Annotated in this window: 11 protein-coding genes; 6 read left to right on the top strand and 5 right to left on the bottom strand. The window is 69.2% G+C overall.

Features of this window, described 5'->3' with window-relative positions:
* Positions 1-82: 82 nt before the first annotated feature.
* Complete coding sequence (locus QUC20_RS10520) at positions 83-598, bottom strand: DNA modification methylase (protein WP_120264956.1); 516 nt, start codon at positions 596-598, stop codon at positions 83-85.
* A gap of 155 nt (positions 599-753) precedes the next feature.
* Between QUC20_RS10520 and QUC20_RS10515 the strand changes: the two genes are divergently transcribed.
* Together QUC20_RS10515 and ispD are read left to right on the top strand one after the other, a co-directional pair.
* A complete protein-coding gene (locus QUC20_RS10515) occupies positions 754-1,236 on the top strand; it encodes a CarD family transcriptional regulator (RefSeq protein ID WP_076690104.1) in 483 nt (160 codons plus the stop codon).
* Between the two features lie 22 nt (positions 1,237-1,258).
* Positions 1,259-2,440, top strand: coding sequence for a 2-C-methyl-D-erythritol 4-phosphate cytidylyltransferase (gene ispD, locus QUC20_RS10510; RefSeq protein ID WP_289329831.1), 1,182 nt, complete (start codon positions 1,259-1,261; stop codon positions 2,438-2,440).
* Positions 2,441-2,548: 108 nt separating this feature from the next.
* Here ispD and QUC20_RS10505 read toward each other — a convergent pair whose 3' ends face one another.
* Together QUC20_RS10505 and QUC20_RS10500 are read right to left on the bottom strand one after the other, a co-directional pair.
* Positions 2,549-3,043, bottom strand: a complete 495-nt coding sequence (locus QUC20_RS10505) for a GNAT family N-acetyltransferase (protein WP_289329830.1) — start codon at positions 3,041-3,043, stop codon at positions 2,549-2,551.
* A gap of 1 nt (position 3,044) precedes the next feature.
* Positions 3,045-3,974, bottom strand: a complete 930-nt coding sequence (locus QUC20_RS10500; RefSeq protein WP_289329829.1) for a DMT family transporter — start codon at positions 3,972-3,974, stop codon at positions 3,045-3,047.
* Between the two features lie 72 nt (positions 3,975-4,046).
* Between QUC20_RS10500 and cysS the strand changes: the two genes are divergently transcribed.
* From cysS to QUC20_RS10480, 4 genes are all read left to right on the top strand, one after another.
* Positions 4,047-5,447 (top strand): cysteine--tRNA ligase, encoded by a 1,401-nt coding sequence (gene cysS, locus QUC20_RS10495; RefSeq protein WP_289329828.1) that lies wholly within the window; start codon positions 4,047-4,049, stop codon positions 5,445-5,447.
* On the top strand, positions 5,440-6,429 hold the full coding sequence (gene rlmB, locus QUC20_RS10490) for a 23S rRNA (guanosine(2251)-2'-O)-methyltransferase RlmB (RefSeq protein WP_120264961.1): 990 nt from the start codon (positions 5,440-5,442) through the stop codon (positions 6,427-6,429). Before cysS ends, rlmB begins: the two co-directional genes overlap by 8 nt.
* 162 nt (positions 6,430-6,591) lie before the next feature.
* On the top strand, positions 6,592-9,042 hold the full coding sequence (locus QUC20_RS10485) for a glycogen/starch/alpha-glucan phosphorylase (RefSeq protein WP_434543670.1): 2,451 nt from the start codon (positions 6,592-6,594) through the stop codon (positions 9,040-9,042).
* 55 nt (positions 9,043-9,097) lie between these two features.
* Complete coding sequence (locus QUC20_RS10480; RefSeq protein WP_289329827.1) at positions 9,098-9,736, top strand: NAD(P)-dependent oxidoreductase; 639 nt, start codon at positions 9,098-9,100, stop codon at positions 9,734-9,736.
* Between the two features lie 49 nt (positions 9,737-9,785).
* On the opposite strand, the gene QUC20_RS10475 is transcribed toward QUC20_RS10480, so the two are convergent.
* Together QUC20_RS10475 and QUC20_RS10470 are read right to left on the bottom strand one after the other, a co-directional pair.
* Complete coding sequence (locus QUC20_RS10475) at positions 9,786-11,090, bottom strand: DUF4032 domain-containing protein (protein WP_289329826.1); 1,305 nt, start codon at positions 11,088-11,090, stop codon at positions 9,786-9,788.
* Positions 11,091-11,175: 85 nt separating this feature from the next.
* Positions 11,176-12,279 carry an ABC transporter ATP-binding protein gene (locus QUC20_RS10470; protein ID WP_120264964.1) on the bottom strand — a complete coding sequence of 368 codons (1,104 nt, stop codon included), beginning with the start codon at positions 12,277-12,279 and terminating at the stop codon, positions 11,176-11,178.
* Positions 12,280-12,314: the final 35 nt, after the last annotated feature.

The raw sequence follows: 12,314 nt of genomic DNA, 5'->3' as shown, positions 1-12,314 counted from the left end.
AACGGTCCGAGGTCCGCGACGTACTCCGAAGTTCGTGCGCCCCGCAGCAGGCGGGAAGCGGGAAGTCAGAGGCGCCGAGTCGTCACGGGGTCGGCGTGGCCGACGGCGTGGGAGTGGCCGACGGGGTCGGCGCCTCGCGCGGGACGTACTCGGTGTAGTACGGGAGCGTGCCGTCGAGGACCGGGACGTCGATGAGAACGCCCTCGGCGTCGCCCGACTGGAACGCCATCGGCAGCGTCGCGCCGGGCTGGGTGTCGATGCCGTCGAGCAGGATCGGCTCGTTGCCGTCGACACCGAGGCTGATGCTGTCGCGGGCCGGAACCTCGAGGGTCGTGGTGACGCCGCCGAACCCGAAGATGAGTGTGTGGTCGTCATCGGTGGGGTTGACGATGGCGGCGAGGAAGTTGCCCGAGGTGCCGGACTCGTCGGCGATGACCATCGCGTTGCGCACGTCGAGCGGGCCCGACGGCGGGATGTTCACGCCGTCGGAGGCGGAGAAGTCGATGGTCGTCGCCTGCGGCGAGATCATGCTGCAGCCGGTGGCTCCCAGGGTCAGGGCGGCGCCCACGGCAATCGAGGCGACGATTCGCAGTTTCACGGATCCTCCAGGCAGGCAGACAGCGACCTCAGCAGTCTAAACGGTGACGGGGGTCGCGCGCCGACACCGCCGGGATGCCGCCGGGCACAAGCGGCGGCAAACCTTACTGTATGCCCCCTGTGTTATCCTGGATGTTGCCGAAGGGATATAACTCCATGCTTTTTGAGGTTGGCGAAACCGTCGTCTACCCCCACCACGGGGCAGCCACGATCATCGAGGTCAAGGACCGGATCATCAAGGGCGAGACGAAGAAATACCTGAAGCTCAACGTCACCCAGGGAGACCTCATCATCGAGGTCCCGGCTGACAACGTCGATCTGGTCGGCGTTCGCGACGTCATCGGCAAGGACGGGCTCGAGCGTGTGTTCGACGTCCTGCGTGCTCCTTTCACCGAAGAGCCGACCAACTGGTCGCGCCGGTACAAGGCCAACCTCGAGAAGCTCGCCTCGGGCGATGTCATCAAGGTGAGCGAGGTCGTCCGCGACCTGTGGCGTCGCGACCAGGATCGTGGTCTGTCCGCAGGTGAGAAGCGCATGCTCGCGAAGGCGCGTCAGATCCTCGTGTCAGAGATCGCGCTCGCGCTCAAGGCCGACGAGGAGCACGCTTCGGGCGTCCTCGACGAGGTCCTCGCTTCCTGAGGCCGAGTCGGCATCCGCTGCCGTGGGCATCATCCCCGTTCCGCGCGTCGCGGTCATCGTGGTCGCCGCCGGCTCCGGAACGCGACTCGCTGCCGGAGCGCCGAAGGCGTTCGTCGGCATCGACGAGCACTCGATCCTGAGGCACGCTCTCGAGGGGGTGGTCGCCGCGCCGACTGCCCAGGTCGTGATCGTCGCGCCGCACGGGCGTGAGGGCGACGCGCAGACCGAAGCCGAGGCGGTTTTCGGCGAACGCGCCGACCTCGTCTCAGTCGTCGTCGGTGGTCAGACACGTCAGCAGTCGGTCGCCGCGGGGCTGGACGCGCTGTGGGCCGACGTCGAGGTCGTGCTCGTCCACGACGCTGCTCGTGCCCTGACCCCGCCGGAGGTCTTCGAACGGGTGATCGCCGAGGTCGAGAGGACCGGTGCCGGCGTAGTGCCCGTCCGCCCCGTCGTCGACACGCTCAAACGCGTGACCGGCCGGGTGGTCGATGAAGCCGTCGATCGCGCCCCGCTCGTCGCGGCACAGACGCCGCAGGGCTTTCCGCGTGCGCTCCTCGAAGCGGTGTACGCCGGGGCGACCGAGGAACACACCGACGACGCTGCGCTGTTCGCAGCCGCCGGTCACCCAGTGCAGACCGTGGCCGGTGATGACGTGTCGTTCAAGATCACCACGCCGGCCGACCTCGACCGGGCGCGTCATCTTCTCGGGCCCGCCGCGAACGCGGCATCCGTGCTGCCGCTCGTCGGCATCGGCACCGACGTCCACGCGTTCGGCGGAGACGGAGCGCTGCGTCTGGCGGGATTGGAATGGCCCGGCGAACCGGGCCTGCGTGGGCACTCCGACGGCGACGCCGTCGCTCATGCCATCGTCGACGCGGTGCTGGCCGCCGCAGGTCTCGGAGACATCGGCACGCATTTCGGGGTCGATCGTCCCGAATACGCGGGTGCCTCGGGGGTCGTGTTCCTCCGTCGCGTGCGCGAGCTCGTCGCCGAGGCCGGCTTCGCGATCGGAAACGTCTCGGTGCAGGTGCAGGCCAATCGGCCGCGGTTCGCCTCGCGCCGTGCCGAGGCCGAGGCGGTCCTGACAGCGGCACTCGGGGCGCCGGTCTCCGTCGCCGCGACGACGACTGACGGCCTCGGGTTCACCGGCGCCGGCGAAGGCGTCTCGGCCACCGCGGTCGCGCTCGTGCACCGCATCCGCTGACGTCTCAGCCGGCGGCCTGGCCCGAGTGGGGCGCACTTTCACGTGTGAGGCGCGGTTCAAGCTGCGCCTGATGCCTCGAACTGCGCCCGACGGCGACCGCGTTGCGGCTCAGGGCGCAGCGGGGCCGGGCGAGGGGGCGAGGTCGCGCGTCATGAAGACCGACAGCGGGTCGGGGGAGTAGTCGCCGAAAGGCGGGCAGTACGAGAACCCTGCGCTCTCGTACAGGGCCCGTGCGGCGACGAAATCGGGGCCCGCCCCGGTCTCGAGCCAGAGCGATCGGACGCCGGCTTGCCGCGCCTCGCGCTCGAGATGCCGGAGCATCGCGCGCCCCAGCCCGCGCCCCAGGAACGCATCGGCGACCCGCATCGACTTGAGCTCGGCACGATCGGAGTCGAAGGTCTTGAACGCGCCGACGGCGGCGATCTCATCGCCGATCCAGGCCGAGTACACCTGGACCGACGGATGCTGCAGCTCTCCGAGGTCGAGTGCGTGCACGCTCTCGACGGGCGTGTTGGCGAGCATCCCGGCCAGGTGCGCGGCGATGAGACCCCGTGTCGCCTCGCCGGTCAGGTCGTCGCGCACGATCGTGAGGGAATGCGTCATGTCAGGCCTCCAGAGGCGTAGGGGCGGGGTTTCGGCGAGACCGCGAGGTGACGGCGAGCAGCACCAGCCCGGCGGCCAGTACCGCAAGCCCCACCAGCGCCAACGGGGCGAGGCGTTCGCCAAGCATGAGCACGCCCAGCAGGCTCGCGGTCAGCGGCTCGGCGAGGGTGAGGGTGGCGGCGGTCGCCGCACTCAAGCCGCCCAGTCCCCACGTGAACAGGGCGTACGCGAGCGCGACCGTCGCGATGCCGAGCCAGAGGGTCATCGTCCAGCCCCGCGGGTCGGTCAGCCAGCCCATGTCGGTGAAGGGAACCATCGCGGCGCCGCAGACCGCCGCTCCGGCGCCCATCGCGCCCGAGACGGTGAACGCGTCCCAGCCTCCGGAGATCAACCGCCGTTGGGCGTTCGCGATCACGGCGAACGACGCGCCCGCCCCGACCGACCCCATCACGCCGAGGCCGTCGGCTCCTGCCGAGCCGCCTCCCGCGATGGCGAGCAGCGCCACTCCTGCGGTGGCCAGCGCCGTCGCAGTCATCCACGACGTGGTCGGCCGTCGCCGGGTGAGCGCCCACTCCAGCAGGCCGGCGAGCACGGGTGCGGAGCCGAGAGCGATCACCGTTCCCACGGCGACACCGTTGCGGGCCGTGCCGAGGAAGAACAGCGGTTGATACAGCGCGAGGCACAGCCCGGTCACGATCATCAGCGCGACGGCCCGCGGACCGCCGGCCGGGCGGATGCCGTCACGCGCGAGGCGCGTGCGCTGTCGGCGCGCTCCGATCGCCAGGCCGACGACCGCGAGGGCCGTTCCTCCGACGATGAGACGAGCGGCTCCGACGCCCAGCGGCGTCGTGTCCCCGGGCCCGAGTGCCTGCGCGGTGCCGGTGGTGCCGAACAGCACCGCCGCGACGAGGACGGCGATCACAGACAGCACCCTCCAGTTCTACCGTGTCGGCGAGCGTGCGCATGCCACGGCGGCGCGGCGCCCCGCCGGTAGGCTGGTGCAGTGACCGTTCGCCTCTACGACACCCGCGCGCAGGCGCTGCGTGATTTCGCGCCCCGCGACCCGTCGAACGTCACGGTCTACGTCTGCGGTCCGACGGTGCAGTCGGGCCCGCACATCGGTCATGTGCGGGCAGCCGTCGGGTTCGACATCCTGCGCCGTTGGCTCGAGCACCGTCACGGGCGTGTGACGTTCGTGCGCAACGTGACCGACATCGACGACAAGATCCTCGCGAACGCGACGGACACGGAGCCCTGGTGGGCGCTGGCGTATCGGATCGAGCTCGAGTTCACGCGTGCTTACGCGGCTGTCGGGGTGCTGCCCCCCACGTACGAGCCGCGCGCGACGGCGTCCGTTCCGCAGATGATCGAGCTCATCGAGACTTTGATCGAACGCGGTCACGCCTACGCGGCGCCCGACGGTTCGGGCGACGTGTACTTCGACGTGCGCTCGTGGCCCGAGTACGGGTCGCTGACGCGCCAGTCGCTCGATGCGATGGAGGCCGCGACCGACGCCGATCCGCGGGGCAAGCGGGATCCTCGCGACTTCGCCCTGTGGAAGGCCGCGAAGCCCGAGGAGCCGTCGGATGCCGGCTGGAGCTCGCCCTGGGGGACGGGCCGTCCCGGATGGCACATCGAGTGCTCGGCGATGAGCCGGCGCTACCTCGGCGGCGAGTTCGACATCCACGGCGGCGGCCTCGACCTGCGCTTCCCGCACCACGAGAACGAGCTGGCGCAGTCGACCGCAGCGGGCGACGCCTTCGCCCGGTACTGGGTGCACAACGGCCTCGTGACCGTCGGCGATCAGAAGATGTCGAAGTCACTCGGCAACTTCCTGCTCGCCGAAGATGTGCTGCGTGGGCGTGACCCTCAGGTGGTGAGGTACGCCCTCGGGGCCGCTCACTACCGATCCAGCCTCGACCTGACGCCCGCGAGCTTCGACGAGGCCGAGGCGGCCCTCGGGCGCATCCAGTCGTTCCGGCAACGTGCAGACCGCATGGTTCCCGAGGCATCGGCCGCTCGCGGCGACCTGCCCGCCGCCTTCGCTGCCGCGATGGATGACGATCTCGCCGTGCCGCAGGCCCTCGCCGTGCTCCACGAGACCGTCCGCGCGGGAAACACCGCTCTCGACGAAGGCGACCGCGAAGCTGTCGCGGGCGCCGTAACGGCCGTGGATGGGATGCTGCGCGTCCTCGGACTCGACGCCGCGGATCGAGCGCGTGGCGACGACGCCGGAACCATCGCCCTCGATGCGCTCGTGCGCACGATGATCGACCAGCGCGCCGAGGCGCGCGCCAGCAAGGACTGGGCGACAGCCGACCGTATCCGCGACGCGATCGCGGCGGCCGGCATCGTCCTCGAAGACGGTCCCGAGGGGACCCATTGGAGTGTGAACCGTGGCTAAGCCAGGAAACCCGTCCGCCGGACGCGGCAAGAAGAAGGGGCCCACGAAGGGCACCGGTGGGAAGAACCGCCGCTCGCTCGAGGGGCGCGGCCCGACTCCGAAGGCGGAGGATCGCGCCTGGCACCCCGCCGGCAAGCGGAAGGCCGCCCAGGAGCGCTACGTCGCCGCAGGCGGCAAGCCGCAGCAGCGCCAGGGCAGCTCGAACCGGTCGCCGAAGTCGAAGTCGGGTGACGACACCGAGACCGTCACGGGCCGCAACAGCGTGCTCGAGGCACTGCGCGCGAAGATCCCCGCGACGGCCTTCTACATCGCGCAGCGCGTCGAGATGGACGACCGCGTCAAGGAGATGCTGTCGATCGCGACGAACCGCGGCATCCCGGTGCTCGAGGTCACCCGTCAGGAGCTCGACCGTATGGCCGGCTTCGACGGCGTGCACCAGGGCGTGGCGATCAAGGTGCCCCCGTACGAATACGGCCACCCGCAGGATCTGCTCGAGGAGGTCATCGACTCGGGTGAGACTCCGCTGTTCGTCGCCCTCGACGGCGTCACCGACCCGCGTAACCTCGGCGCGATCATGCGTTCGGCGGCGGCCTTCGGCAGTCAGGGCGTCATCGTCCCGCAGCGTCGCTCGGCTGGCGTCAACTCCGCGGCGTGGAAGACCAGCGCCGGCGCGGCCGCGCGTATCCCGGTGGTGATCGCGCCGAACCTGACGACCACGCTGAAGGAGTTCAAGAAGCAGGGCGTCTTCGTGCTCGGCCTCGACGGCGGGGGCGACGTCGAGCTGCCCTCGTTGCAGCTCGCCGATCGCCCCGTCGTCATCGTCGTGGGCTCGGAGGGCAAGGGTCTCTCGCGCCTGGTGACCGAGACGTGCGACCAGGTCGTCTCGATCCCGATCTCGTCGGCGACAGAGTCGCTGAACGCCGGGATCGCGGCATCCGTCGCGCTCTACCAGGTCGCCACGATCCGCGCGGCCCAGGAGTGATCGGCAGGTCGCGCCGGGCTGTGACCGGGCGATGACCTTCCTGTAAATTCCGCTCAGTTCATGGCCGGTGGCCCGACGCGATCGCGGTCGACCGGGTAGTTTCGAACCGTGAGCGAGAACGACAAGACCTCCGATTCCCGCACGGCCGTTGCGACGCACCCGCTGGCGCTCGCGCCGGTGGCCTCGCCTCCGGCGACGGTCGACGGCTTCGTGCGCGAGTTCCTGCTGAATCTCAACATGGAACGCGGCGTCGCGCTCTCGTCGGCCACCGAGACCGACAAGTACATGGCGCTGGCCGCGACCGTGCGCGACTACCTCGTGGCGCGGTGGCTCGAGGACCAGCGTCGTCAGCGCGAAGACCAGCGCAAGGCCGTGTGCTACCTGTCGGCGGAGTATCTCCTCGGCCGCCAGCTCGACAACAACCTGCTTGCCGCCGGGCTCACCGAGATCGCCACCGAAGCGCTCGCCGCGTGCGGGATCGACATCGACACGATGCGCGGGCACGAGGTCGAGCCGGGGCTGGGCAATGGTGGCCTGGGGCGGCTCGCCGCGTGCTTCGTCGACTCGCTCGCGACCCTCAGCGTTCCGAGCATCGGCTACGGCATCCGGTACGAGTACGGCATCTTCCGCCAGGTCTTCCGCAACGGCGAGCAGATCGAGAAGCCGGACGCCTGGCTCGCGCTCGGGTCGCCCTGGGAATTCCGCCACCCGGAGGCGGCGCAGACCGTGTCGTTCGGCGGTCACACCGAGACCTACGACGACGAGGGCGTCATCCGCAGCCGCTGGGTGCCGGCCTGGAGCGTCCGCGCCGTGCCCTACAACTACATGGTGCCCGGCTACCAGAACGGGCGGGTGAACACCCTCCGCCTGTGGAGCGCGGAGGCGACGAAGGCATTCGATCTCCGCACCTTCAACAGCGGCGACTACGTCGAGGCGGTGCGCGCGCAGACCTTCGCCGAGAACATCTCGAAGGTCCTCTACCCCGAAGACTCCACGCCGCAGGGCAAGGAGCTGCGGCTCCAGCAGCAGTACTTCTTCGTCGCGGCATCCATCGCCGACTACATGACGAAGGTGCTGCCCGACGACTTCGTGATCGAGGATCTGCCCGACCGCGTGATCTTCCAGCTCAACGACACGCACCCCGTCATCGCGGTCCCCGAGATGATGCGCGTTCTCGTCGACGAGCGGAAGCTCGACTGGGACGCCGCGTGGGCGATCACCCAGAAGTGCTTCGCCTACACCTGCCACACGCTGCTGCCGGAGGCGCTCGAGGTCTGGTCGGTCGATCTGCTGGGACGGCTGCTGCCGCGGCATCTCGAGATCATCTACCGCATCAACGACGAGTTCCTGCTGCGCGTGCGCGAGCGGTTCGGCGACGACGAGCAGCGCCTGCGCGACATGTCGATCGTGTCCGAGCACCGCGCGGTGCGCATGGCCTACCTCGCCACGGTCGCCGGTGCGAAGGTCAACGGCGTCGCCGAGTTGCACTCGCAGCTGCTGCGCGAGAAGGTGCTGCATCAGTTCGACGAGATGATGCCCGAGAAGTTCACGAACGTGACGAACGGGGTGACCCCGCGCCGCTTCATGCGTCTGGCGAACCCCGAGCTGTCGGATCTCATCACCGCCGCGCTCGGCACGGGCTGGCTCACCGACCTCGAGCGGCTCCGCGAGCTCGAGTCGTACGCCGAAGACCCGGACTTCCGCGTGGCGTTCGCCGACGTCAAGGCGTCGAACAAACGCCGCCTGAACGACGTGCTGATGAAGCGCGACGGATTCCAGATCGCCGACGATCACCTGCTCGACGTCATGGTCAAGCGGCTGCACGAGTACAAGCGCCAGACCCTCAAGCTGCTCCACATCGTCACGCTCTATGAGCGGGTCGTGTCGGGCCGGGTCGCGGCATCCGATCTGCAGCCGCGCACATTCATCTTCGGGGCCAAGGCGGCCCCGGGGTACGCGATGGCCAAGCGCGTCATCCACCTCATCAACGCCGTGGGCTCGGTCGTCAACAACGACCCGCGTCTCGAGGGGCGGCTCAAGGTCGTCTTCCCGCCGAACTACAACGTCACCCTCGCCGAACGGGTGATTCCCGCGGCCGACCTGTCGGAGCAGATCTCGCTCGCCGGCAAGGAGGCCTCGGGCACGGGAAACATGAAGTTCGCCCTGAACGGGGCGCTCACCATCGGCACCGACGACGGCGCGAATGTCGAGATCCGCGAGCTCGTCGGCGACGACAACTTCTTCCTGTTCGGCATGAGCGAGCCCGAGGTCGAAGAGCTCTGGGCCGCGGGGTACCGTCCGGGGGAGTTCGCCCAGGCCGACGAGGAGCTGCGTCGCGCGCTCGACCTCATCGGCTCCGGGGCATTCTCGGACGGCGACCGCTCGACCTTCGAGCCCGTCGTGTCGAACCTGCTCTACGACGACCGCTTCATGGTGCTCGCGGACTACACGTCGTACATCGCCGCTCAGGAGCGGGTGGATGCCGCCTACGCCGACCGCGACGCCTGGACCCGATCGGCCATCCTGAACGTCGCCCGAACGGGCTTCTTCTCGTCGGACCGCTCGATCCGCGACTACATCGACCGCATCTGGCACACCCAGCCCGCTCGCTGATCGGCCGCATGCGCGGGCCCGTGCCCGCGCTCGACACCCAATGGAGGAAACAGTCATGGCACGTATCGCCGTCATCGGAGGCACCGGTTACGCCGGCAGCCACATCGTCGAGGAGGCCGTCTCGCGCGGCCACACCGTCGTCTCCGTCGCCCGCAAGGTTCCCGCCGAGCGCGTCGAGGGTGCGACCTACCTGGAGGGGACGCTGCTCGACGTGCCCGCCCTCGTTTCGCAGCTGGAAGGGGTCGACGTCGTGGTCTCGGCCGTGGCACCGCGCGGTGACATGCAGGGTCAGGTGCGCCCCAACACGGCGCTACTGGCCGAGAGCCTGCCCGAGAACGTGCGTCTCGGCGTCGTCGGCGGCGCGGGCGGCAGCCTGGTCGCGCCGGGCGGCCCGCGTCTGGTCGACAGCGGCTTCCCCGAAGAGTTCAAGGACGAGGCGCTCGAAGCCATCGGCATCCTCGACGACCTGCAGGCCGACGACAGTGGCCGCGATTGGTTCTTCATCCACCCCGCGGGTGGTTTCGGCTCGTTCAACCCGGGTGAGCGCACCGGACACTACCGTGACGGCGGCGACGTCCTCGTGACCGACGAGAACGGCGATTCGTTCATCTCGGGCGCCGACTTCGCCATCGCCGTCGTCGATGAGATCGAGAACCCGAAGCACGTCCGCGAGCGCTTCACCGTCGGTTACTGACGCGCGGCACGGTCCGCGGGCGTGACCCGCGGGCCGTGCCGGTGGACGTTCAGACCAGGTCGCGCCAGTCGACCTCGGCGTCGTCATCGTCGACCGGGACCGCGTCGGTGATGGTCGGTACCGACATCGTCTCGGTCATCGGGCCCATCACCGTCGCTTCGTCGCGTCGGTGACGAAGCACGTTCTCGACGTAGGACGACAGCACTTCGGCGAGCGGCACCGAGCGGCCCTCGGTCTGCGACAGGTACCAGCGGTGCTCGAGCACCTGGTGGAACAGCTCCGCAGGCTCGAGCTTGGCCCTCAGATCCCACGGCACCGAGAGCACGACGGGCTCGAACACGCGGGTCAGCCATTCGTGCGCGACCATCTCCTCGTTCGATCCGAGTCGTGACACGCGTGCACTGAATTCGTCGAGGTCGTTGAGCAGACGCCGGGCCTGGTTCTCCTCGACATCCAGTCCCGTCAGCCGGAGCAGACGCCGCTGGTGGTGGCCGGCATCGACGACCTTCGGCTGGATCGACACGCGCGTGCCGTCGGCTGCGGCGTCGATCGACATCTCGCCGATGTCGAAGCCGAGCGAGTTGAGCTTCTGAACGCGCTCGGTGATGCGCCACGACTCGTTCGCCGAGAACGTCTCCTGGTCTGTGAGAGCCGCCCACAGCGAGTGGTACGACGACATGATGCCGTCGGCCACGGCGATCGCGTCGACGCCGCCTTCGAGGCGCCCGCCGGCCTCGAGGTCCATGATCTCGCCGGCGATGTTCGTACGGGCGATGTCGAGGTCGTGCATGCGCTGACCGCGCGTGAGGCCGCGTTCGTGCAGCTCACCGGTCTCGGCGTCGACGAGGTAGGCGGCGAACGCGCCGGCGTCGCGGCGGAAGAGCGTGTTCGACAGCGAGACGTCACCCCAGAAGAAGCCGACGTTGTGCAGACGCACGAGGAGGACGGCAAGGGCGTCCACGAGACGCGTCGCGGTGTCGGGGCGGAGCACCTGGGTGAACAGGGCCCGGTAGGGGAGCGAGAACTTCAGGTGCGCCGTCACGAGGGCCGCAGGCAACTCCCCGCCGTTCTTGTCACGGCGGCCGTCGATGACCGCGACGCGCTCGACGCAGGGCACGTCGAGGCGCTGCAGCGAACCCAGCATCTCGTACTCGCGCCGAGCCATCGCCGCCGTCGTCTCCTTGATCGCCACGACCCGTCCGGAGAGGTTGGCGAAACGCACGAGGTGGCGCGAGATGCCCTTGGGCAGATAGACGATGTCGGGCGTCGACCAGTCGGCGAGGGTCGTCGACCAGGGGAGGGCGAGCAGACCCGGGTCGACACTGCTGGCGGTGATCGAGAGCGAAGCGGTCACGGGGTCTCCGATCGGATGTGAGGCGCAAAGACTGCGGCGCGGGCGACCAGAGGCCACCCGCGCCGCAGCGTACGAAGATACCGGATCAGGCCGAAGCGATGGCCTTGTCGGTCAGACGCTCACCGGTCTCGCCGTCGAACACGTGGATGTGTCCGGTGACGGGAGCCAGCACGACCCGGTCGCCCGCGTTCGGGTGACGGCGGCCATCGACGCGCGCGACGATGTCGGTGCGCTTGCCGTTGATGTCGGTGTGGCCGTAGAGGTAACCGTCAGCACCGAGCTCCTCGACCAGGTCGACGTCGACGGTCAGACCCTGGCCGTCCTCGGGGTTGACGATGATGTCCTCGGGGCGGACGCCGATGGTGACCGTCGAACCGTGAGCCTTGCCGAGGGTGTCGGCCTCGATGGCCGCGACCTTCGTGCCGAACTGCACGCCGCCCTCGGCGAGCGAAGCCGAGAACAGGTTCATGGCGGGCGAGCCGATGAAGCCGGCGACGAAGACGTTGTTGGGCTTCTCGTACAGGTCGCGCGGGGTGCCGACCTGCTGCAGGACGCCGTCCTTCAGGACCGCGATGCGGTCGCCCATGGTGAGGGCCTCGGTCTGGTCGTGGGTGACGTACACCGTGGTGACGCCGAGGCTGCGCTGCAGCGAGGCGATCTGGGTGCGCGTCTGCACGCGGAGCTTGGCGTCGAGGTTCGACAGCGGCTCGTCCATGAGGAAGACCTGGGGCTTGCGGACGATGGCGCGACCCATCGCGACGCGCTGACGCTGACCACCCGAGAGGGCCTTCGGCTTGCGGGTCAGGTACTCCTCGAGGTCGAGGAGCTTGGCGGCCTCGAGCACGCGCTGAGCGCGCTCTTCCTTGCCGACGCCGGCGATCTTGAGCGCGAAGCCCATGTTCTCGGCGACCGTCATGTGCGGGTACAGCGCGTAGTTCTGGAAGACCATCGCGATGTCGCGGTCCTTCGGGGGCACGTCGGTGACGTCGCGCTCACCGATGCGGATGCTGCCCGAGTTGACCTCTTCGAGGCCGGCGAGCATGCGCAGCGAGGTGGACTTTCCACAACCCGAGGGGCCGACCAGGACGAGGAACTCGCCGTCGCCCACTTCGAGGTTGAGCTTGTCGACCGCGGGGCGCGTGCCACCGGGGTACAGACGGGTTGCGTTGTCGAAAGTGACAGTCGCCATCGTTTCTTCTCCTTCACCGGCAGGTACGTGCCGGA

This window comes from Microbacterium arborescens (assembly GCF_030369635.1).
GTDB lineage: Bacteria > Actinomycetota > Actinomycetes > Actinomycetales > Microbacteriaceae > Microbacterium.
Note: the sequence above shows the minus strand (reverse complement) of the source record. Positions and strands in the feature narration are given on the sequence as shown.